The 22,213-nt window shown below is 60.7% G+C and carries 16 protein-coding genes; 3 read left to right on the plus strand and 13 right to left on the minus strand.

Annotation, left to right across the window (positions count from 1 at the left end; all coding sequences use genetic code 11):
• Positions 1–166: 166 nt before the first annotated feature.
• The 12 genes from EKD05_RS19080 to EKD05_RS19130 all read right to left on the minus strand — a co-directional run bounded on the left by EKD05_RS19080 (position 167) and on the right by EKD05_RS19130 (position 13,938).
• On the minus strand, positions 167–979 hold the full coding sequence (locus tag EKD05_RS19080) for a hypothetical protein (protein WP_129675947.1): 813 nt from the start codon (positions 977–979) through the stop codon (positions 167–169).
• Between the two features lie 281 nt (positions 980–1,260).
• Positions 1,261–1,821 (minus strand): single-stranded DNA-binding protein, encoded by a 561-nt coding sequence (locus EKD05_RS19085; RefSeq protein WP_165360817.1) that lies wholly within the window; start codon positions 1,819–1,821, stop codon positions 1,261–1,263.
• Positions 1,822–2,019: 198 nt separating this feature from the next.
• On the minus strand, positions 2,020–2,355 hold the full coding sequence (locus tag EKD05_RS19090; RefSeq protein WP_129675954.1) for a XisI protein: 336 nt from the start codon (positions 2,353–2,355) through the stop codon (positions 2,020–2,022).
• The gene (locus EKD05_RS19095) at positions 2,343–2,762 is read right to left on the minus strand and encodes an element excision factor XisH family protein (RefSeq protein WP_165360818.1); all 420 of its coding nucleotides are present in this window, start codon (positions 2,760–2,762) and stop codon (positions 2,343–2,345) included. Before EKD05_RS19095 ends, EKD05_RS19090 begins: the two co-directional genes overlap by 13 nt.
• 11 nt (positions 2,763–2,773) lie before the next feature.
• A complete protein-coding gene (locus EKD05_RS19100; protein WP_129675961.1) occupies positions 2,774–3,295 on the minus strand; it encodes a hypothetical protein in 522 nt (173 codons plus the stop codon).
• Between the two features lie 14 nt (positions 3,296–3,309).
• Positions 3,310–4,593 carry a hypothetical protein gene (locus EKD05_RS19105; protein WP_129675964.1) on the minus strand — a complete coding sequence of 428 codons (1,284 nt, stop codon included), beginning with the start codon at positions 4,591–4,593 and terminating at the stop codon, positions 3,310–3,312.
• 107 nt (positions 4,594–4,700) lie between these two features.
• The gene (locus tag EKD05_RS25885) at positions 4,701–4,841 is read right to left on the minus strand and encodes a hypothetical protein (RefSeq protein ID WP_165360819.1); all 141 of its coding nucleotides are present in this window, start codon (positions 4,839–4,841) and stop codon (positions 4,701–4,703) included.
• A gap of 514 nt (positions 4,842–5,355) precedes the next feature.
• Positions 5,356–9,786, minus strand: coding sequence for an ATP-binding protein (locus EKD05_RS19110; protein WP_129675967.1), 4,431 nt, complete (start codon positions 9,784–9,786; stop codon positions 5,356–5,358).
• Between the two features lie 436 nt (positions 9,787–10,222).
• Positions 10,223–10,456, minus strand: a complete 234-nt coding sequence (locus EKD05_RS19115) for a hypothetical protein (RefSeq protein ID WP_129675970.1) — start codon at positions 10,454–10,456, stop codon at positions 10,223–10,225.
• A 57-nt stretch (positions 10,457–10,513) separates the two neighbouring features.
• The gene (locus tag EKD05_RS19120; protein WP_129675974.1) at positions 10,514–11,143 is read right to left on the minus strand and encodes a hypothetical protein; all 630 of its coding nucleotides are present in this window, start codon (positions 11,141–11,143) and stop codon (positions 10,514–10,516) included.
• 462 nt (positions 11,144–11,605) lie between these two features.
• Entirely contained in the window at positions 11,606–12,202 is a 597-nt protein-coding gene (locus tag EKD05_RS19125) for a hypothetical protein (protein WP_129675978.1), read from the minus strand.
• On the minus strand, positions 12,199–13,938 hold the full coding sequence (locus tag EKD05_RS19130) for a hypothetical protein (protein WP_129675981.1): 1,740 nt from the start codon (positions 13,936–13,938) through the stop codon (positions 12,199–12,201). The genes EKD05_RS19125 and EKD05_RS19130 overlap by 4 nt, the downstream gene beginning before the upstream one ends.
• Before the next feature lie 282 nt (positions 13,939–14,220).
• On the opposite strand from EKD05_RS19130, the gene EKD05_RS19135 reads away from it, so the two are divergent.
• The 3 genes from EKD05_RS19135 to EKD05_RS19145 all read left to right on the plus strand — a co-directional run bounded on the left by EKD05_RS19135 (position 14,221) and on the right by EKD05_RS19145 (position 20,808).
• Positions 14,221–14,544 (plus strand): hypothetical protein, encoded by a 324-nt coding sequence (locus EKD05_RS19135; protein WP_205703987.1) that lies wholly within the window; start codon positions 14,221–14,223, stop codon positions 14,542–14,544.
• On the plus strand, positions 14,541–14,963 hold the full coding sequence (locus EKD05_RS19140; RefSeq protein ID WP_129675987.1) for a type II toxin-antitoxin system VapC family toxin: 423 nt from the start codon (positions 14,541–14,543) through the stop codon (positions 14,961–14,963). The genes EKD05_RS19135 and EKD05_RS19140 overlap by 4 nt, the downstream gene beginning before the upstream one ends.
• A gap of 859 nt (positions 14,964–15,822) precedes the next feature.
• The gene (locus tag EKD05_RS19145) at positions 15,823–20,808 is read left to right on the plus strand and encodes a hypothetical protein (protein ID WP_129675990.1); all 4,986 of its coding nucleotides are present in this window, start codon (positions 15,823–15,825) and stop codon (positions 20,806–20,808) included.
• Between the two features lie 305 nt (positions 20,809–21,113).
• Here the strand turns inward: EKD05_RS19145 and EKD05_RS19150 are convergent, their stop codons facing one another.
• Positions 21,114–22,100 carry a hypothetical protein gene (locus EKD05_RS19150; protein WP_129675993.1) on the minus strand — a complete coding sequence of 329 codons (987 nt, stop codon included), beginning with the start codon at positions 22,098–22,100 and terminating at the stop codon, positions 21,114–21,116.
• Positions 22,101–22,213 lie beyond the last annotated feature (113 nt).

Here is a 22,213-nt window from a genome sequence, read left to right on the forward strand (position 1 = left end):
CACCTCGCGGGTGGTGTGGTCAGTGAAGGTCAGGCGGACGTGAAAGCCCTCAAGCGGCTCGGCCGCCACAATGTCCAGAAGCTGCATCACGATCCCCTTCCATTCGAGTGGCTGATGGCAGGAGTATACCATCTTGAAGGAGCCATCCGTGGGAGGGCATGGCAGATTACCGCGGTGCATCCTCGTCCGCCAGCGGTTCCTCGATCACGTCGGCACCGTGGCCGTTGGGGTGACCGTGGCCGTTGGTGTGACCGTTTAGACCACGACGCTGGTGCCGCCAGTCCTCAAACTGCGCGCGCACCTCGTAGCCGTACGTCACCCACGCCTCGCCGACGAACAAGTCGTCCATGAGGGTCTGATTCGCTGCCTCCGGCAGCGCCAGCATCGGGAGCGTGACGAGTGAGCCGTGGCCGGTGTCGGTGTAGACCACCTGATGCTTGGCGTTGACCAGGGTGGACAGAGGCAGCCAGAAGGTCCAGAGCGGCAGGCGTTTGCCGGCGATCTGCTCCGCCTCGCGCAACAGGCCGTTGCGGTAGGCGTTGAAGAGGCCCGTCTTGCCCATCACCGCACGCCCGGTCATCCCGTGGAACGACCAGACGACCGGCTCGGTGATGCCTTCGGCGAGACAAACGATCTCGGTGTGAATCTGGGCACCGGGCTCCCAGGCTGCAAGGTAGCGGCGATCTTTGCGCTTTTCGCCACCAGAGACGATCTCAACGACGTGGTAGGGTTGTTGACGCCAGGTAATCAGCGCCAGATGCAGTGTGCGGGTCTCGAAGCCAACCTCGTGCTCGAAGCGCTGCGATGGCACCCAAGGCTCGGTTGGCTCCTGCTGGAGCGCGGTGCCCTTGACGTAGAAGACGCCGGGGGTTTTGGCCGGCTTGTTGCCGTGATACCACCAGATCGCGGGCGTGGTCGGCGTCGCATCATTGACGGTCGGCGTCGCGACGGTGGCGATCCGAGTTGCAAACGTGTTCATGAGATCAATGTCCTTTCGCTGAACAAAACCGATCAGAGTTCACCTCCTTGACCGAGGCGGAGAACCGACCTCGTCCCCACGCGGCTCTTCACCACAACGCGGGGGCGAGGCATGGTCAACGGGAAGGGGGAAACACAAAAAAACCGCCACGAACGGTGGGCGGTGTCATTACGCGTCGCGAAGCCGCTGCGGTCGCCTCAGACACGGGACGTTGGCTCGCGTAGGTCGGTTGGAGCTGGAATCAAGCGCGCCAAGTTACGTGATGAAGCGATGTTCCCGCCTCAGGCGTGGGACGTTGGCTCGCGTGGGTCGGTTGGGGGTGCGATGGTGGGTCGTCGTGAAGCCGTCGCCCGGGGAGGCTGCATCGGGAGCGATGGGCGTACGGGTGCTGGCGGGACGGTCGAACGTGGGGCCGGTGGCAGGGCCATCGTACGGGTCGGTGGGGCCGGTGGCGGCGCCACGGTGCGGGTCGGTGGAGCGGGTGGCCGTGGTGCAACAGGCACCAGCACCGCTGCCGCTGCGTCACCAGGGTCAAGGACGAGATACGAACGCACCCGCACTTCCAGCGGAAAGCGGGCCTGTTCTGCGGGATCATCCGCGGTACAGCGCTGGAGCTGGCCCTCAACCAGCACCTGCATGCCCGGGCGCAGGTCATTACAGCGCTCGGCCAGCGGTGACCCCCAGGCCACCAGGCGCACGCGCTCAGTCAGCGTGGCATCGTGTGCGCCAGCGCAGCGCACGTACCACGTCGTTCGTGGCTCACCAGCACCGGTAAAACACATCGTCGGCTCAGCCTCAAGCTGGCCGGTGAGCATCATCTTGTTCAGATCACGGGTTCCCATTGCAACTCCTTTCTTCGGAACGAGCGACAAGAGGACATACCCTGCCATGGCACACAACGCCAGTCGGACAAGAGAAGATCATATGGGTGACGATCAGACCGGGAAGAGCACCGCGTGCGCCAGGCAGAGGAAACGACAACCCCCTGAAGCACACGTGCGTCAGGGGGCAGGGGCGATCACATCAACGTGATGGGGGCGTCAGGCGACGGCAAACTCGGTAAAGGGACGTTTCTGCGGCGAGTAGAACGCTAGCACAATCTCGTCACGCGGAATTCCGGCAGCGAGTAACTGCATCGCAATGCCTTCCTCCGTTCCATCATGCTCGATCCAGACTTTGCCATGATGGATCCGCAGATGAATCATCGGGGTAAACACCCGTGTGGGCCCGTGCCAGCCAAGATAGAGGAGCTGATAGTGGTGTCTGACCGGATCACAGATCTGGCAGACTTCCACCTCGGGGTGCGTCGATATCCGTGCGGCTTCCTCCGCGATCATGCGCTCGAGGATCGCGCGGTAGTGGGCTATTTTCTCCATTCGACCATCCTTTCCGCCGCGATGTCGATGATCACCAGCAGGACATGCTCGTCGGTGACAAGATACTCGGCCAGCGGTTTGACAAACGTGGTATGCGCGGTCTCATGATCAATTGCCAAATACGGCACACGTTCGGGATCAAGCCGCCGCAGGACACTGCGGTAGAGCGCATACTGACCAACAGCGTCTCGCACGTCTTTGACTGTCGATGCGCCAACAAAGCGCTTCACTTCAACCGCAATCTTTTCGCTTCCCTGATACGCCGTGATGAGATCCCGTTCCGCTTGCAGGTCAATGGAAACCCGCTGCAAACCGACCGGAATGGTATCGTCCTCAGCGGTGATTGTCCAACCATCGGCGATGCGTGCGGCTTTGACGGCTTGATGATAGCTATCGCGTGCAGGCATCCAGATCCTCCTTACCATGTAGTATAGCCGGTACCGTGACGCGTGCCAACAGAAGATGCGGGTGGCTGCACGCATGCATCCAGCACCACCTCTCCCACAATGATCGTCTGCGCCACCTGCGGCGCAGCGCTGGTCTTCGTTGCGGGCGGGCGTTGGCGAGCGCGTCCCATGCGGGTCACGGCCCAGCCATACCAGATGAACAGGCTCACGACGCACAGCAGCGGTGTGCCAAAGACAACCGCCAGCACCGCGCCGACGATGATCCAGGCGACCAGTTCGGTCTGCCCAGTCAGGATCAGGACACCAAGAATCGCGATGATGCTCAGTAGCACACTGCCAACCCACACGACCACGCGCAGGGCACGTGGCCAGCGTCGGCGCGTGACTGCCTGATTCGGCGACCTACGCGACTGCGCTCGGGACGGGAGTGGCTGATGCCGGACGGGTGGGTTCAGACGTGCCGGGAGCGGCACGAGTCCAGCGGAATGATGGCGTGCGTGACGCGGCACGAGCGGGTCGGGCGTGGTGGACAAGGGAGGGCTCCTTTCTACGCAGTCCCCAGATGATGATCAAGTCCTGCGGCGCGAAGCAGCGCTCGCGGCAGGTCAGCGATGTAGACAGCGAGCGGGCGAACATGGGTGTGGAGGTGCCAGGTCAAGGCGGCGGGGCCGTGGATGAGCAGAAAGTTGTCGAGATCTTCCTTCGCGGCACCGGGTGCCAGCGGCAGGCTCAAGACCAGCACCTGGAGCCCGGCGGCGGCGAGTGTCGCCCCGTGCCGGATCGTCCAGGCTTCTTCGGGGGCCAGGTGTTCATGGCCGTCATCATCGGTTGGTCGCGTCGCACGCGCGTCGTAGGCCAGGATCGCCACGCGGACGCCCTGGCGGTTCAGCGCCGTTGCCCACGCCGGGCGAAAGTAGTTCAGCCCAGGATGGCCGATGGCGGGGTAGGGCAGGGCACCAACGCGAAAGGCCGCCGTTGCCGCCAATGCCTTGAACTCGCCCTCGGTGATGATCACCACCTCGCTCCCACGCGTCGCATCCCACCCGAGCGGCACCGTCGCGCCACGCCAGGCATAGCTGCCGGGGAGCGAGGTGTAGCCCGTGCCGGGAAAGCGCCGCGTGCGCAGGTCGCAGACCTCGCCAGCGCTGAGGTAGGGGATCACAATCCGCCCGCAAAGATTCGGGTGTGTTCGTAGGGACACCGCGTGCGGTGTCGGGTCAACGTGCGGTGTCGGGTCAACGTGCGGTGTCCGATCCGCATGCGGTCTTCGATCCGCATGCGCTGCCCCTCCCATTTCATCGCGGGTCAGCACACCGGCTTCCTCCGCATAGGGCAGCAGCCAGGGCGCCTGGCGTTCCAGGAAGGTCACGAGCGACTGGGGATCGCGCAGGGCATACCCCAGCCTGGCCCAGCGCATCGTCGCGAGGTCAAAGCCGCGTTGGCGCAGATACGCCAACGGCTCCGGATTCCAGGGCTGATGCAGGTTCGCCTCGGCCCAGGTCGCGACCAGCGCGTACAGCGCCCGATAGTGTGGGATGTGCTCCGGCCTGGGGGTCGGGCCATCCGCTCGTGGGCGGCGCGGCTCAGCCGACTGGCTGGGGCGACGTGATGGCCGCTCATTGGTCAGCTCGGATGCCGGCCCTTTGCGGTTACAGCGACGGCACCAGTAGCGCTCGCGTCCCGTCGGCGTCAGCCAGACATGAAAACGATCGCTGCGACGCTCATCGCCGCCGCAGAACGGGCAGGCCCCAGCGTACTCCTGGCTCGCCCGGCTGACCAGGCGCAGCGGCGGAAGATAGGCGCTGAGCGCCCCGTGCAGATACGTTGGCACAAAGACCTCCTTGGTGGGCGGCGAACCCAACGGCCTCGTGGTGATGACCACGGGGCCGTTCTGCGCGCTGCGGAACGATAGATAGGGCATGCGGCGGATACACCAGGCTACGCACCATGCTCGAGGCGGTTGAAGATGTCGTCGAGCTCGTCCTCGTCGAACGCTTCCAGCTCGGGGATCGGCTGGCCCTGCTCGTCCTGCTCCTCGTCCTGTTCCTCGTCGTTGTTGGCGAACAGTTCCTCGTTCATCGCAGTACCTCACGTGCGACGGCCCGCAGCGACGGGCACGCCGGATCACGCGCAGCCTGGGGAGGCTGCGCACACAACTGATAAGCGCACAACGCGCATCAGAAGGGCCGGGGAAAGCAGAAAGCAGAAAACCGAAAGCCGAAAGCGCAGCAGGCACCACTGGATGCCTTGCCCGTTTCATCTTTCATCTTTCATCTTTCAGACATTTCCCTTTCCCCGGCGGGCGAATGCCGCCTGCGACCAGACAGTGCAGTTCAGAAATGACTGCCGGAAGCAGGGGTGGTGAGATGAGTATGGGTGAGACGAGTTGGCGGGGCATCAGTCGGGCTGACTGATAATAAAAGGAAGTGTGAGGGTTGGAAGGTATGCCTCACCAAGGCAAGATCAGGCAAGGCAATACAGAGGAATATATACTTATCTAACCGCGAAAGAGAGCATGAAATAGCATGAATAAATTAAGAGAACCGTTTTGCTTCCGAATGCTGTACATAGAGCACCTCGCACGCTCTATAATTTAGCCATCGAACTCTTCATCCCTCCTTTGCGAGTCGGCAATATGTGCCTCTGCTCTGCACAGGAGCATCTCGTAGAAGCCGCGCAGTGGAGAACTCTGAGATAGGCGCTCCAGCGTTGCATGCGCCTGATCTTGTAGCAAGATATCTTGAGGAAATGGCTCGCCTGCAGTTTCAGATCTGCTTCCATCCAGAACCGTGCTCGCAAGGTGGCCCTGCACCTTGTTATAGCACTCAGTATCTACACTGTAGGCCTGCTCAAGCAGATGCATAGTGAAATTCTCGTTTTCAAAGATAAATGACAGAGATGCCTCCCGCAACAACATACTTGCTAGCGTAATTTTCTGCTCGTCACCACTATCAATCCACTCCTTCAACACAGCAAGACTTGCTACCTGGTAATTAAGTGACATGGCTTTATAGAGTACCGAAAGCTCACGTGAATGATGGGTTGCCTCGTCAAGCGCACTATCTCGTACCAAACGTAATAGGTCACTGTACTGTTCGCTATCAGCAAGAACAGTAAGCTGCTCCCCCAAGCCATCAAGTGGTAGAGGTTCAAAATTGGCATCAGGGCTTGCTTTACCATGCCGTATTCTCTGTATCAAGAACTCAACCATACGACGCGGAAATCGCAAGGCCATATAGCCCAGCACTTCCCGAATGTCGTAGTCGCCTATCTCTTTAACAAGTTCCAGTTTGGAGAGCAGCAGTTCCAGTTGCTCATCAGTCAGTTTTTCATGATGGATGCCGTGATCCTTATGAAAAACTCGGCAGAGGGCTTCTGCTCGCACGGGACTATCTCCCACTTCTATGCTCAAAGCTATTGGTATGACCAAATCCGGCAATATCTGCCCAACATACCCCATAACGCTTACAGCCTGTGTACTCACATTTGGATCTGGGTATCCAAGAAGCGACTGTAAAACCTCTACATCTGCAGGTTGAAGTGCCGCTCGCCATTGCTCCCAACGGAAGGCATGAGTCAAGGAAAATGCTAATGTAGCATTACCACGGCTTGCAATGTGTTGCTCCAACGCCAGCGTAGTATCAATATCAGCACGGCGTAGACCAAAAAGCAGCCAGGCAATGTACGGTGCTAAGTGATTATCGGGATTCTCGATAAGGGCTTCAGCCATCGCTGCAGCATATTGAGGGTGGCTTTGTGAAAGAGCCATCGCAAAGTCAAGTGGCGCAGGTCTCGCACCATCAGCCTGAATTTCTTCGAGCTTGGTGTGAATATACTGAAGACCCTCAGTTGGATCGGAATGTGTCTCTATAAACTCTTTGACCAATGCATTAATTACTGTTTGCTTCTTTTGTTCCCTCTGCGCATGATCAAGACGCGCACCACTACCCTCATTATCAAGAAGCCAGATACGCCCGTAAGCATGGCTAAGTATCTTGATCAGACGTAGCTCGTACGTATCGGGAATTGAAGCGATAATCTCGCGTGTGCGCTGCCTGATTTCATTCGAAGGATTATGGCGCGTATGCCATGCCAAAGTTTTGATGATCCTGAGATGAACGACTGGATTTATTGATGCTTGAGCAACCCCCGCAAAAAGCTCTAGCACTGCTTGCTCCTCAGGGAGCCATTGTTTTCGGGCTTCCTCAGAAATCTGCATGTTGAAATATGCTCGCGGTGGCTGGAGGGCGTTCTCAAGACTCTGAATAGCGCGAAGAACTACTTTCGTATCCGCAGACTGAGCACAATCAGCAATCAGATCAAGCGCACGCTCGCGAAGAAGACGGGTCTCCTCATAAGAGACCAGGAAGGGGCGCATAACAATGCAGTAGCCTTCTGAGTAATCTGAGTGTCCACTCTTTGCCATTAACTGATCAAGCACTTCCAAAGGTGAGTGCAGATGTGAATGCGCAGCATCCCTTCGTAGCCATCTGTTCACAGATTCTAGTACGCCTTCATTGAAGACATAATACTTGCCAATGTCATATTGTGCGAAGTCCTGAAGGATACGCATGCCATGATTCGGATTGCTATTGGTAGGACGCGCATCATCTCTTCCTAGCTGCCAGAGAATATCGCAGCAGCGCTGAAGATAATCCAGGTTGTAGCCGATGCGTTGGAGAAGCGGTGGAAGTTTTTGCAGCACTTGGTCATGCGTGAACCATTGAGGTGCTTCATCCTCAACAGGCGCGGCTGGCTCGCGTATCGCAAGGGTAACGATCTCCAACACTCTCTCTGGTTGATAGAATGCCACATCCTTGAGTGAATCTAGAATTCTGCAGCGGCCCGCGTGCGATGCCTCCTGGAAACCGGCTACAATGACCTGCCAAATACTCGCTAGAGCGTCAGGTGCTTGCACCGTCGTTTGATGGATGCGCCAGTCCAACTCAGCGAGATTACTAAGAATCTGCGAAGGAACTAAATGTGCGAATTGTTCGAAAATTTCCTGGGCATACCCTGTGACTTGACCACCTGAGGTTACGCAAGCGTTATGCAGAATATGATCTGACAGCACATCTGGCGTAATGCGTAGGGAGTAGCCACGCCGTAACAATACCGCTGCCTGTTCGAGCACATCTAATGCTTTCATCACTGTAGCTTGATCTGTTTTCAAGAATGCTGCGACAGCTTCGACGAGCCTATTTTCATCACGCAATGGCGACAAGATTGCAATCAGCTTTAGGAGCGCACGGCAGAGATCATGATTAATCTGCTGATGAACCGAACCCACAAGAATGTCTTCGAAACGTGACAACACGGCATACCGAAACTCATCGTCGCGCTCCAGCAGATGTGGGCTTATTTGTCGCTCCGCAAGGAGGCGTCCCCCAATAACTGTGACGAGTGGGCTATCCCGTGTGACAGCAGCTAGCTGGTCTATAAGCTTTTCCTGATCTGCCCCAAGGACATTACGCGCCAGTGCGCGCACTTCATCTCGCGTCAGATCGCGTAGTTCGTCAAGATAGAGAATCTGGCGAATATCAACATGTGCCTGTGATAGGAGCGAGTTGAGATGGTCTATTGCTTGTGGGCGGATCGCCAGGAGCCCCTTCGTTGGTTGGGTGCGTTGCTGCATGATGGCGAACAGAATATGCAGATCATCACGCCGATGCGCATCATCCGCAACAATCAGGCAAGGGGCATCTGGCAGTTCGTTAGCGCTCTCTGGAGTAATCGGGACTCCTTCAGCTATGAAACATATGTCCAGGTCAGGGTGTCGTTGCTGAAGTTGCTCGGCAAATGCTAAGAGTAAACGGGTTTTGCCGATCCCTCCTCGGCCCTTCAAAATCGCAAGATCTGGTACAGAACCAATAAAGGTATCGAGACGCTCCAAGAGGATCTCACGCCCGATGAAAGGAATAGCATGATTGAAGAGATGCGTGGGATTAAGGGTGGCGGCGAAGAAAGACTCCTTAGGAATGAAAGTTTTCAGCGTAGGTCGTAGCGAAGCTATGTCGGAGCGGGCGTCCTGAAGCTGTTCTGAGATTCGCTGCTCCATACCAGCCAGCGCATCAGTGACTGGTTCAGTGACTTCAAGGCGGAGTATTGCTGGTATGGTCTGAAATTCGCGCCGAAGTTGCTGCCCAATTTCATCCAGCCTCGCCGAAAAATTCTCTAGCAGTGCAGTATTGGGAGGGCGTGATAGTAGCTCATCTATTTGAGCCAAGACATGCTGTTGCTGAGTTGCAATATTCTGCTGATCGGAGCCGACGCTATTAATAGCATCACGCATTTGTTCTAGGACGATGCGCTCAAATGCCCGCCATGCCTCAGCGTCGCGGCGTAGCAGTTCTTCCATATGTACGAGTGTCCGTACAAGTATATTTTGGCGTAGATGCCCCTCAAATTGAAAAGTCCGTAACTCCCCCATGAGCGAAGCGAACTGATCGTTCAGAAAAGGTGCGACAGCATTGTCGTAGAAGTCTTCGGAGAGGGATCGAGGTGTTGTGTTCTCGATGTAGGTCTGTGCTCTGGTAAAAGACGCTGTATCTGAAAACGTAATAGGTAAGAGTTGTCCATTTACTACTGCGTGATCTATTTCTCGCAGCAGATGATCCATACGAGCCGCAAGATCCGGGTCTGTACTGACGAGACTCTGTCCGCCTGGTGTAGAGCGATAGGACAGTGCGACCGGAACCGAACGTGGGTGTTTCCATGGTTGCGGGAATGTTTCTCTTCCACCAATATCATAAACAGCATTTTGGAAGGCTGTACGAAAGGTTGTCTGGAGATTTCTGCTGATCTGCTGTTCCTGAGGAGAGAATTGATGACGAACTCGCTGTGCAAGGGCTGTAATGCCGTTGCTTGCAAGGTTACCCAGGATGTTGCCTGTTAGGCCTTCAATGGTGGCTCCTACCAGGCCACCAACAGCCGCTCCCCCTGGGCCTGCAATACTAGTTCCAATTATTATGCCTAGCCACACCCCTACATTGGAAGGCTGTGTGCTTGTGTCTTCGTCGGTCATAATCGGTATACCCTCGCGGCTTGCTGCAAATGAACGGGGAAACGTTAGCGCTCGACTTAAGCAAGCAGTAAAGCGCGTGAGCGTTTATGATGCGTGCTATGTCCGATCAGCAGTGAAAAAGGTAGCAATACCTGTTCCCCTCCTAACGAGGATGATGCTTGGATTGTCGGGACGGAGTCGATTAGTCTGTGGATATTACCACACTCCCGGCAGTACTCTCCACCACCCCTGCTGCGGGTAGCGCTGGTACCGCGCATCCTGGTCGAGGCGTAGGAGAGCAGAAAGCGCCCACGATCGGCATGTAGGCGGCATAGATCGGGGGGCCGGACGACGCGGTAGAGCCGGCGGGTCTGGAGACCACGGTGCGTCGGCTCCATGCCAAAGCTTTGACCTGCCGAGAGGATTGCCGCTGTTGCGCGCAGACTTCCGAGCACGATCAGAACAAGTGCCACGCTGATGACGGGTAAATGGTCGCGCGTATGGCGAGCTGGAGCGGCGTGCCTGACCAGGCGAGCAGAAGGGTGGCTCGCGAACTGTCCTGGCCAGCGGACGAGCGATGCAGGGGCGACAGGATGAAGAGAGCGCTCTGCTGCACACCAAAGAGCAGCAATACCAGACGGTCGGCGAGCTCCACCTCCACGGAGGTCTTGACCAGGGCAGCGCTGATCATCAGCCCCGCCAGAGCACCATCCGACCTGGCGCGGCGCTCCTACCTACCTACCCCACCCTACGCCGCTTCGTCCCACCAGACCTGCGCCGGCTGGCGTTGGGCCTCCGGCGTTGGCAGCGGGGGGTCAGCATTGAAGATCGTTGCCACGACGAGGATCAGTTCGCGGCGCGGGACACGCACCAACACCTCGCCGGTGCCATCGGCCAGCGGCAGGCGCTCGATCCCGGTGGCCTCGCGCAGTTCCAGGTGGCCCTCGACCAAGACGCGACTGCCAGCACCGAACTGCTGCGCAACGCTGGCGACCCGTGCGGCACCAACGACCTCCAGCGTGAGCCGCGTGGTCGCCACGACCGGGTGCCCGGCGACGAGCAGCGTACGCGCCGCGCACAGCGTGCTGACGCCGTAGATGACCCCATCGTCGCGCCGCCGGCGTTGCAGGTCGCGGCTGAGATGGCCGATCATGAGGACCCGACACAGATCTGACATAGGTACATTCTCCTTCGTGACGAGCAATGAGTGACGAGTGACCGAGTGACGAGTGGCGAGTGACGAGCGATGAGTGACGAGTGACGAGTGACGAACGACGAACGACGAACGACGAGTGACGAGTGACGAGTGACGAGTGACGAGCGATGAGTGACGAACGACGAGTGACGAGCGACGAGCGATGAGTAGGATTTCCGGCATCCCTCTGCTGGCTGGGCGATGGTATCTTCCGTGTATACACCCCGCCAAGGCACCCGCCAGGGATGCCCGTACATCGGCACCCGCAAGGGGTGCCCCTACACCGGACCCGGCCCTGTAGGGGCACCCCTTGCGGGTGCCCCGTTGTTGGCGGGTGCCGCCATTTGCGCCGCTGGTTGCATGCACATGCTGCTCAAGAGAGCGTATTTTTTTGTATCCGGTTTCGTATGATGTAATCGCCCTGCCTCTGCTGGCTGGCATCATGGACACGGCGGCCTGGGCATTGGAGGTTCGCTCAGACGCCCACAGGTGAGCCGCACAAGAACGCAAAGCACACACAAGACTGCCGCAAACGGCCCGATGTTGCCCGATGTTGCGCACGTTGGGTTCTGTCGTGGTGGATAGAGGTGCGGTCGTCCACCACCTCCACCTGGAGTACGCTTGGTTATCGGCTATCCTCGCGGTCTATTGGCGCGGTGCATCCAGGCTGAGCACGTAGCGCAGGTAGCGGAGCGACCCGCTGGGCGTCACGACACCGCGCACTCTATTCCAGGCGACACTGACCGTTGCGGTGGTGGCGCTACTCCGCCAGTAGACGGCGTCCGCCCAGGAAGCCAACGGGAGGAGCGTCGTTGGGCTGTCTGGCGCTGGGGGCAGCACGCGTACCTGGAGGGCGGGCGTCACGGTGAGGGGCGGGAGGTCATCGTTGCGCGAGACCAGGCGCACCTGCGTGACGTCGATGAGCAGCGGGGCCAGGCTGATCGCCTGCGCCGAGCGCGGATCATCGGGGAGGGCAACGGCAAAGTGGGGGCGCACGACCCCGGTGAGTTGCACCCACTGACCGCGCCGCAGCGCCAGGCCGTGTCCCTCCGCGTCAGGGGCCAGAGCGACGCCGAGCGTGCCATAGGCCGGGTGGTGTAGCCAACTGGCATAGAACGGACGGGCGCCACGGGCGGGCTGCGGGGGCCGGAAGCCCCGATCCGCCGCGCCCGCAGGCAGCCGCTGCTGCCAGGCACTGGTGCGCCCGACCAGCGTGATCGTGCCAGGTGACACGGTGCTCACGCGCTGAGCACCGCGTCACCCGACTCGCCCTCGCCCGTCGCACGTGGCTCGTCATCCGCCGCACTCGGGCGCATTCGCGGTCGGCGTGGGCGCACCAGGCCGGACTGTGCCGCACGCGGATCGTCATCACCCGCCTCGGCGTGATCCATGACCGCCGCGTCACCACCATGGGCTGGATCATCACCGACCGCCTCATCACGAACGCCTTCGGCGTGATCAGCGGCAGCGTGATCGCCAATGGCTTCGGCGTGATCAGCGGCAGCGTGATCGCCAATGGCTTCGGCGTGATCAGCGGTAGCGTGATCGCCAGCACCTGCTGGATGATCAACAACCGCCGCGCCACGCTTCTCAGTTGCCCGCATCGCCTGTACTGCATCACGATCCTGGGCGGCCAGGAGGGCGGCGCGGTCAGGTGGGGCGGCGGCCTCGCGCCGTGCTGGCGGGGTCCGGCGTCGTTCACCGGCCTCGGCGATCAGGCGGGCGCGTTCCTCGCTGGACGCCGGCGTGCCCTGGAGCAATTCGACATAGCCGACCTCGACGCGCACACGGCGATTGGTGAGCAGGCGCTGTTGGGCGCGGGCAATCTGGCGCTCCAGGGCGTCCCCGCTCAAGGGTTGCTGCCGTGCTGACGGGGTCTGGCTCGGGCGACCCTCGCGCTGCGCCCGCTCCTGGGCCGCCTGACGCTGCTGACGCGCCGCCTCAGCCCGCTGCGTCAGATCCGCATTGCGCGTCTCAAACTGGGTACGAGTCCGCTCCAACGCCGTCTGCACTGTCGCATCCTCACGGGCAGCGCGGGGGAGCCGGAAGGTCGCCGGGTTCAAGCGGCCTTCAAGCGCAACCTTGTTGCCGGGACGCAGCAGCGCATCGCTACCAGGAATGATCGCCTCATCCGCGCTGATCAGCACCTCGACCGGGATCGATTTCACCACCGGCCGCAGCGCACGCCCAAAACTGGCCGCCAGCACCTCGCGGTAACGCAGCGTCACCCCAGCGTAATGCTCAACCAGCGTGCGCCGGTCGCCGTACTGGCGCGGATAGACCCGTGGCCGATCGACGACCTCGCCTTCAAGCTGCACCCAGGCCATATCGGGCACATCATCGCCGACCTCCTGCACGCCCAGCACATCAATGCGGATATCCCAGGTACGGCGTCCCGCATCGTAGGCATCGCGCTGGAACCGCTGGTCATAGTACTCCTCCATGCCCAACGGACCAAGGATCGCGATGCGCTGCCCATCCACGAGTAAGTGCTCGGCCCGCGCACGCACCGCATCACTCATCGTAATCGGCAAGCGATAGCTCGCCCGCGCCGCCCCCTGCGCATCGCCCACGACCTCATGGATACTCAACTCATAGCGATACTCGGCAGCGCCGAGTTCGGTAAAGATCCGGCGGCCCTCGCCGCGTCCCGTGGTGACGACGCGCACCGTCCCGACAATGATGGTCAAATTCTTACTGCGCGGTCGCCCCTCTGGATCAGGTGTTCCACTGGGCGCACGATCACCGTGCAGCGCGGTCTCAAGCATCAGCGCGACGCCATCGGGCAGCACCAGACCGTGGCCTGGGCGCACCGACAGCGCGCCCGCCTCCACGGGCGCGGGGGGTGGCGCAGCATCAAGCGGCAGATCCGCCGAACGCGGTGGTGGAACGGGCGTGACATCAGAACGCGGTGGCGGAACGGGCGTGACATCCCAATCTTCGGCCAGCAAACCCTGGTGAGCACCATTGATGAGCATCGTGACAGCTCTCCTGGAACAACGCAGCGCGATGAAGGAAGCGCTGCGACGCGAATAAACCTGGAGGTATCATCGGCGTTTGTGGAGAAAAGGGCATCGGTGATCACTGCTGATCAACGCAGCAGGATGCGATAAGCAATGTCTGCCTGATGTGCTATGATGTGACAGAGCGATCTGTATCATGGTGAAATATCGCGAGCGGTGCAATTGGCATACGGCGTGCTGACGCTCGGCATGTGATGCATGGTCACAAAGTGACTGCGGATCAGTCGGTGCCAGCCCATGGGAGAAGAAATGATGGCGACGAGCGTGCTCATCACCCGCCAACCGGACAACCGCTACACGGCACGTGCCCTGGTGCTGCCCGAGCTGGTGGTCAGTGGTGCGACCGAAGCTGAGGCCGTGGAGCAGTTGCGGGTCGCCCTGGCCGATCTGCAGCAGCACAGCCGCGTGATCCAGGTCGAGCTCCCAATCCCGGATCCGGCTGTGGAACATCCCTGGCTGCGCTTCGCTGGCATGTGGGAGCACGACCTGGACTGGGCGACGTTTGAGGCGGCGGTTGCCGATCTGCGCTCTGCCGACACGCATGACGCGCCACCCGTATGAACCCACGCTTCATCCTCGATACCGACCACGTCTCCCTCTTTCAGCGTCGCCACCCGCAGGTGGTCGCTCGCGTCCTGGCCACTGCGCCGAACGACCTGGCCGTCACGACGATCACGCTTGGCGAGCAGCTTCAGGGTCGGCTGGCCGTGATTCGCCAGGCCCGTTCGCAGGCTGACGCGGCGCGTGGGTATGTGCGCCTACGGGAAACGGTCGCGTTTTATCAGACAATCCACCTGGCCGACTACACGACCGCCGCAGTCGATCACGTCGAAGCACTGCGCCGCCAGGGGATTCGCATTGGAACGCAGGATCTGCGCATCGCCGCGATCGCGCTGGCAGAGGGCTCGATCCTGGTCAGCCGCAACGCGCGAGATTTCGCCCAGGTGCCAGGGCTGATACTGGAGGATTGGGCTTCCTGAAGCGGAACGAAGCATGTGAGAACGCAGAACGCAGAGCAGGATTACCTCAGTGAGATTCCGTTCTTGGAGACTCGTCTGCGGGTGAACGTGATATCCTCCCACTCACCGTCGTCCAGTAGCTCGTTGGTGAGGAACTCCTTACCGTTGTCGCTCTCGATGCCAACCAGGAGCATGGAAAAGCGCTGCCGCACCTGGGTCATGGCCTGGGCAAACACCATGCTGACCTTTGTTCAAGAGCGGGCGACATGCGGTTCAGCCGGTGGCGACATCAGTGCGCACCAGCGTGTCCAAGTAGGAATCCTCAGCATGACCACCACAGGAACCTCACGCGATACCCGACGCTCGCTCGGTTCACGTGCGTTGAGTGACATGCTTCGTGAGGCAACGATCTTGTCAAGGTTCCATCGAATGTGAGGCAATGCGTAGTGCTTGACAAGTTGAGCCGTTTCAAGGGGAGCGCATCGGTGATCACTGCCGATTGAGGTGGTGGTGGGGCACTATCTCGCATCCGGCTGGTGTGGTATCATGCAAATAATAGTAAGGTCGTTGTGGGATATCAGTACCTGCCGGTTGCATCGTCGTGTTTTGAGAGAACCGTCATAGGAATCGTGCGACTTTGGGAAGGATCAGTTTCTGGGATCAATTTACATTCTTTTAAATATGTGATATTTAGCAACTAAAACTATTTAATTTAGATCGATTTTATGATTGTCATATACAGTAAATTCCATTAGTCATGCCAGACGAGACTGACGAGAGCCGTCGCACTGCAAGCCCGTACTCCACGGGCGGAGGTGGCACGCGCCTTGAGCACCGACTCGGGGCGGTGCTGCTGGTTCGTCTACTCACGGCTGAGCCTATGCTCGAGTTGGGCGAGCGGGCACCGGAGCGCGTCGCGTTCCAACAGTCCCCGGCAACAAGCGTGGATGACCTTGTCGCCACAGCATCCACTGCGGCAGGGACTTCCCTTCGCCTTGAGATCGCCGTGCGCCGCTCGCCGAAGTTCATCAGGAGCGACGAGAAGACTAAAGAGCTCGTTGTAGCACTGGTTCGAGCGGATCTCGACGCCGAGCATGCTTCCGAGCCACTCGTAGAGCGCCGGCTTGCAGTCGCCGTCTCCGGCCAGCAAACGCACTCGCACGAGATCGCCGAGCTCGCTGTTGTCGCTCGAGGTCAGTCGACCGCCGAAGAGTTCATCGAACTTATTCGCACGCCGGGTAGGTTTGCGATCCACAGTCGGCTCGATCATCTCATCGACATGGTTGCCGCCGCCCTGTCCGAGATCTTCGACAAAGATGCTGGAACCCCCGAACACCGGTGTTGGAGCTTGCTCCGCCGGCTGTGGATCATGCAAGTCGATCTGGAGACCGGTCACGAGGGTGACTGGACTCGCCTGGTCAGCGACCTGAAGCGGGTTGCGCTCGATCCATCAAATGAAGCAGCCGTCGCTCTTCGCGATCGGATCGAGCAGCTGTCCGCTGAGTTTGCGCGAAGCGCTGCCGTGGTCGACGCCGCATTGCTGCGCCGACGGCTCCACGGCCACATCCGTCCGGACGCACACGTACCGCCAGTTGGCTGGACGCGCCTGCTCGCACTCGATGAGCAAGCCCGCCTAGCAGTGGCGCGTTCACTCATCGGGGCCGGATCGACATCGTTGAAGCTGCCGCGTCGCGCGATCCGCGAGGAACTCGCAGCTGCGATGACGGTCGACGGCGACCTCATCGTCACGGGTGACTCTGGCGTTGGCAAGAGCGCCTTGGTGATGGATGCCATCGAACCGGGTGAGTTGGACGTAAACCGTCAAGCGATTGCCCTCAACTTGCGGCACCTACCAGCTAGCCAACTGGAGCTACTCGGACTGCTCTCCACTCCATTCGAGGACCTCTTCTCGGAACTGACTGCTCCCGACCGTCTCCTCGTTATTGACTCAGCAGAGGCAGCCGTCGAAGACCATAGGGATGCCTTCTCCTACTTGCTTCGCAGCGCGCGGGGCGCGGGCCTCAAGGTGATCGCTATTGCAGCGACCGAAGGAGTCGACACCGTCACTCAATTGATGACATCCGGGCCACGCCAATTCACGGTTCAAGGACTCGACGATGACGAGCTTGCAACTGCCGCTTCGCACATCCCCGTCCTTCAGCGACTCGTCGACAACCCGCGTGCTCGCGAGCTCCTGCGCCGACCAATCGTCATCGAGCTGTTCGCGCGAGCCAACGATCCTGGCTTGCCTCTCAGCGAGGCGCAGGCACTCGACCACATTTGGCATCACCTTGTGCGAAATGACGAGCGGCGCAATATGGGAGCGCCCGATGCCCGCGAGCAAGTCATGTTGCGACTGGCTGTTCATGCGGTGCGGAGAGGTGATGTCGACGACCTGCTGGCACGGCTCGATTATACTGCCGTCGACGGCCTCCGACGGAGCGGGCTGCTCCTCCCCGCCAGCCGCCTTCCATGGGAACGGGCACCTGCCTTCAAGCATGATCTTCTGCGCGCCTACTCTCTCGCTCGTTGGCTCCTCTCAGAACGCGATCTTGTAGCCGCCCTGACGGCGATTGGCGCACCGCGGTGGACTTTAGCGTCGGCGCGACTCGCCTGCGAGATCGTCTTGTCTGCGCCGGATGAGCCGGCGCACCCACGAGCCGGCAGGTATGCTCGGCTCCAAACAGGGATCGATGCGATCGCCGATGCTGGCGGGGGTGAACGATGGTCCGACGTCCCGGTCGAAGCACTCCTGGTGATGCCGGACGGCGACGAGCTACTCAAGGACGCGTGGCCGACGCTCCTCGACAACAAGGCTCACGGGCTCGCGCGCTTGATTCGCATCCTGCACGGCCGGCACCAGCGCAAAGGGATACTCGACACTATCATCGCTGAACCGGTGATCTCCCAACTTCTCGACGTTGGAACGCCACAGACACTGGCCAAGGAAGTCAATGAGCTGATCCGTGACTGGCTGCGGGCACACGTGCATCAAGGCACCCCCGTCGGTCAACTAACACGAGTTGCATTACGCGACGCCATCCTCGACCAGTGCGCGAAGAAGGAGCGTGTACTCGACGAGCAAGAAGCCACCCGACAAGCCCAACTGGCTGCACGAACGCCAGAGGAGATCGCAGCTGACGAAGAGCGATGGAGGAACCTGGCGTCAATCAGTAGCGTATCGGCGTCGCGGCACCGCCGTCGACGGCCCGAACCCACACGACACCGCCCACACATGTGGATCCGCGACGCCCAGGTCGAGCATCTCGCTTTGCTAGGGCCAGACCTCGGGCCGGAAGGCGAGGCGATCCTGCGACGTATCGCCGAGGACGAACCGCACTCACTCGATCACGCAGTCGAGCCGCTCTTCGCCGGTCACAGCCTTTCTGCCTACGACTCGAAGCTCCTCATCGACCTCGCGGCCGCGTACTACATCGAAGAGGAGGATGACGGCTTCGGGTGGTCCGGTGGAGTCCACGATGATGGCATCCGCAATCACCGATTCGGAGGAATCTGGTCACCATTTGCATCTTTCACAAAGGGACCTTTCCTCGCATTGTTCCGAGCTGACTACCGCGGCGGTGTCACATTCCTGAACCGGATGCTCGACCAGGCAGCTCGACACCGCGTCCGCATGCTCTCGATCCATCGCTACGGCTACCCTGCTGAGGAAGATCGACCCGGCACGAAGTACGTGCTCTCCATCACCGGTGAGCCACGCGAGTACATTGGTGATGGCAACGTCTGGGTCTGGTACCGGGGTATGGGTACCGGGCCATATCCCTGCATGAGCGCGTTGCAAGCGCTTGAGTTTGTGACCGAGGAGTACATCCGCGTTGGCATTTCGCCTCACGTCCTGACAACGATCATGCTCAAAGGTTCGCATAACTTGGCGATGCCGGCGCTGGCCCTCGGCGTGTTGGTTCGGCACCTGGAGATCGCTGGAGAGGCAATTGATCCGTACCTCGTGGAGCCCATGGTCTGGCTGCTGGAGTCCTCCCGCGCGGTTAATGACCGAATGGACGGCCTCGCGGCACGGGTTCCCGAGCTACCTAACCCCGAGCGCCGGGGATGGAGCCTCCGCGAAGTGAGTATGATGCTGACACTTGGCGCAGAAGGCGACCGCATCGTTCATTTGAAGGCGCTCGGCAAACGATTGCTGGCCAACGCCGTCGCCAGAGTTGGGGACGACTCGTCGACTGGTGCGCACGAGCATCTCGCCGCTGTTCGAATATGGGCCTCGGCCCTCGACCGAGCCGCATACGATGTGAGGCAAGAGGGCGACCGCTTACTGATCCAGCTGGCTCGCGATCCAGAAGTTGAGCAAGTGCTGGGAGACAGTAACGCCGATCTTCGCCGAACGAACGACGCCATGGGGCTGACACTTCGGCACGCGCACGTGCGCGATAACGGCGGTCGCGCCCCTGACATCCATGCCGAAGCGCTTGCTGCAGACATTGCCCTTGCGAGACAACTGCTAGACAAGCCTCCTCAGTCCGTAGGCTTCTCGGCGGACGGATCAGTCGCAGCTGCAGCTTCGGCAGTCGAGTTGCACCTCAGCGGCCGGAGCGCCGTCGCTGACGACGATCTGGCCTGGAGCGCGACGGTCCTCCTGCAAGTCGCAGCTAGCATTGCTGAAACCTCGGTCGATCGCTTTGATGACTCCTTCTTCAGCCAGGGAGCCGATCGGTCTGCTGCGCGATCGTTGCCGTTTCTACTGCTACCTGCGGCACATAGCCTGCGAGCGGCGCTTGGCGTCCAGGGAACCGATGACGTGAATGAACTCATCGAGCTCAACCGTGCAGTTTCGGTGAGGGGAGCGAGCGAGGTGCGACTTGCCTACGCTCGTGCGCTCGACGCTGTATGGAGCGCACCTTGCGACACGACACACCTACACGGCCGGTGCCACCACAGCATCGCCCTTGATCTTGTCACAGAGTCCTTCTTAGACTCCGTGAAAAGCCCATGGGACACCAAGGCGCAACGACAGCCGGTCGTCAGACTGGACCCACCCGAGGCCAGCACACTCGACACCTTGAATGGAGAAAATATCTATGCTCAGAGGCTCATACCCGCGCTACGAGCGATGGGTGCTGCGGCCATCAGCTCTGCGTGCTGCCGGGACGACGCACGAGCGGCGTTGCGCTCCCTCCTTGCAGCGTATCAGCGGGCGATGCTGACCTATGAGCACGGGTATAACCACAGCCAGAGCGACGCGCTCGTGGCTGCACGGGCAGCCCTGTGGCAGGCGATCGACGAGCGCGATGACGTCGTGCTCGACTACGTCCGGAACTATGTCTCGAACGCGCGCGTACTGGCCGAAGCACTACAGGCCCTTGCGGCGGCGGCGGAGGAGCGGGCGGAGGCCGGTCAGCACGCCTGCCGGCTCTGGCCGAGCGTCATGGATCTCGTACTCGACACGGCAGAGGCGAACTCGGAGCTCTTCACAGAGCACACCTGGGGGGACTACGCCGAGGCAGCTTTGATCCCAAACTCGGCCGCCGGGAGGAGTTACATCACGATCGAATTGGCGGGACAGCCGTACCGCTGGCGAGATCTTCTCACCTGGGGGTCCCAGGTAGACCGATGGCTAAGAGCGATCACCGGCAGTCGTATGAGCATCGATCATCTCGTGATCGCGGTACGGGATCTCGATGTTGCGAATCAGGTTGAACAAGGTCTCCGTTGGATCGAGCGAATAGTTGCCAAGAGCGGCGTCAACTGCGCCTCGACGTTCACGCTGCCCGAGTGGCTCCACGAACGCCGAGCGGATCTCGTCACCGACGATCAGATCACTCGCTGGCAGCGGGTTGTCGACCTGCTTGTCGTCGCCGGTGACAGCCGAGTCTCTGATCTGGCTGATTGATAGTCCGCCAACAACGCCCCAAAACGCTGCGGCTACCTGACCAGTGGCGTTACGCACTGGCAGTTATAGGAAGGCTGAGAAGTGTCGATACCGAGAGTTTCGACATGTACCTGACGCGGAAAGGTGGCGCTGGATGGAAGAAGCAATCAGCTTGTTTCAGAGCTTTTTCACACCATGCTCTACTTGAGACACCTTGTCCTCGCCGGACTGGCGGTGTGTCCAACAAGACGTTGCATCTGACGGCGATTCGCGCCGCTGCTGAGCGTCGGCACGTTGGGCAGCATGTTCTGTTCATACCTAGCCCACTACCACCCATCCCACGCTGGGCTGTCAGCCTGAAAACGCGTGCGCAAAACAGGCCTCGGCTGCTCAAACCGTACCACCGCCTCCTCCAGATCCCACGGGCGCAGCGAGCGCGGGCGACCTTCCATGTCATACCAGACCCAGACGCTGCGCCCGTCAGGCAGGTACCGGCGCGGGTTCCAGGGGTGCCAGTGGGTGCCCGTGCCAAGGCTGAGCGTTGCGGTGGTGGTGAAGAAGGCGGGTAACAATGCGTGCTGCGTCCAGGCGCTCCAGATGGTTTCGAGGCGGGGCCAGCCCTGGTCGGTGATCCAGAGAAAGATGGTGTGCGTGGCGGGCGGCCAGGTGGTCTGGTCCCAGCGGGTGCGCCAGTTGCGGGCGCGCTGGGCGAGTTGGCGGGCGTCTTCGCTGCCGCTGTCGATCTCGACCACCAGGCGCATGATGCCGAGGCCCGGCGGTGGGGTGTAATCCGCGCCGAGGTACTCTGGGGCGTAGGCGTCGGGCCGCGTGCGCTGCGCGGGCAGCCCGTCGAGGTCGTAGCCAATCGCTGCGAGGCCGTCGCCGCGGGCGTCGCTGCCGCTGAAGGGCCGGATCATCCAGCCCATGCCGCTGATGCCCAGGTCGGTGCGGATGTCTTCATACAGTGCGACGCCGAACCGGTTGGCGAGCAGCAGCCCTGGCCGCACGCGCGCGGCGACTGGGCGCACGGGCGCGAGGCGTGGGAAGCCCGCCTCGCGCAGCAGGCGGGCTCCGTGGCGCCCGAGTTGGTAGCCGCGCCCGTCAGAGATGGCGATGGGCTGGATGTATTGCTCGGCCAGCCAGCGTGCGAGCCGTTCGGTGCGCGCTTGCCGACTGACGGCCTCGGGCCAGACGAGGGCGCAGAGGTCGTTTTCGCTGAGCAGGATGCTGTCGTTGAGCCGCTGGAGCATCAGCCGGGTGCGTTCGCCGAGGTTCGACCAGGTGACGCGGCGGCGTGATCGCGTGGTGGGCATGGGCGATGGATCCTTTGCTGCTGATGGGCTGGGCCGAAGCATCCGCCGTCGCAGGGTTCGCCGAAGGCGAACCCTGCGGCGGCGGGTGCTTCGGCCTTACGTCGACGGCGTGC

It is taken from the genome of Candidatus Chloroploca sp. Khr17, from assembly GCF_004138165.1.
Taxonomy (GTDB): Bacteria; Chloroflexota; Chloroflexia; order Chloroflexales; family Chloroflexaceae; genus Chloroploca.

Bases quoted from the DNA above. Each gene is read 5' to 3' on its own strand.
- EKD05_RS19120 (WP_129675974.1), bottom strand. From the start codon at position 11,143: ATGCCGGAAATCCTACTCATCGCTCGTCGCTCGTCACTCGTCGTTCGT.
- EKD05_RS19110 (WP_129675967.1), bottom strand. From the start codon at position 9,786: ATGACCGACGAAGACACAAGCACACAGCCTTCCAATGTAGGGGTGTGG.
- EKD05_RS19150 (WP_129675993.1), bottom strand. From the start codon at position 22,100: ATGCCCACCACGCGATCACGCCGCCGCGTCACCTGGTCGAACCTCGGC.
- EKD05_RS19130 (WP_129675981.1), bottom strand. From the start codon at position 13,938: ATGCTCATCAATGGTGCTCACCAGGGTTTGCTGGCCGAAGATTGGGAT.
- EKD05_RS19115 (WP_129675970.1), bottom strand. From the start codon at position 10,456: ATGATCAGCGCTGCCCTGGTCAAGACCTCCGTGGAGGTGGAGCTCGCC.
- EKD05_RS19080 (WP_129675947.1), bottom strand. From the start codon at position 979: ATGAACACGTTTGCAACTCGGATCGCCACCGTCGCGACGCCGACCGTC.
- EKD05_RS19085 (WP_165360817.1), bottom strand. From the start codon at position 1,821: ATGGGAACCCGTGATCTGAACAAGATGATGCTCACCGGCCAGCTTGAG.
- EKD05_RS19135 (WP_205703987.1), top strand. From the start codon at position 14,221: ATGGGAGAAGAAATGATGGCGACGAGCGTGCTCATCACCCGCCAACCG.
- EKD05_RS19095 (WP_165360818.1), bottom strand. From the start codon at position 2,762: ATGCCTGCACGCGATAGCTATCATCAAGCCGTCAAAGCCGCACGCATC.
- EKD05_RS25885 (WP_165360819.1), bottom strand. From the start codon at position 4,841: ATGAACGAGGAACTGTTCGCCAACAACGACGAGGAACAGGACGAGGAG.
- EKD05_RS19140 (WP_129675987.1), top strand. From the start codon at position 14,541: ATGAACCCACGCTTCATCCTCGATACCGACCACGTCTCCCTCTTTCAG.
- EKD05_RS19145 (WP_129675990.1), top strand. From the start codon at position 15,823: ATGCTCGAGTTGGGCGAGCGGGCACCGGAGCGCGTCGCGTTCCAACAG.
- EKD05_RS19090 (WP_129675954.1), bottom strand. From the start codon at position 2,355: ATGGAGAAAATAGCCCACTACCGCGCGATCCTCGAGCGCATGATCGCG.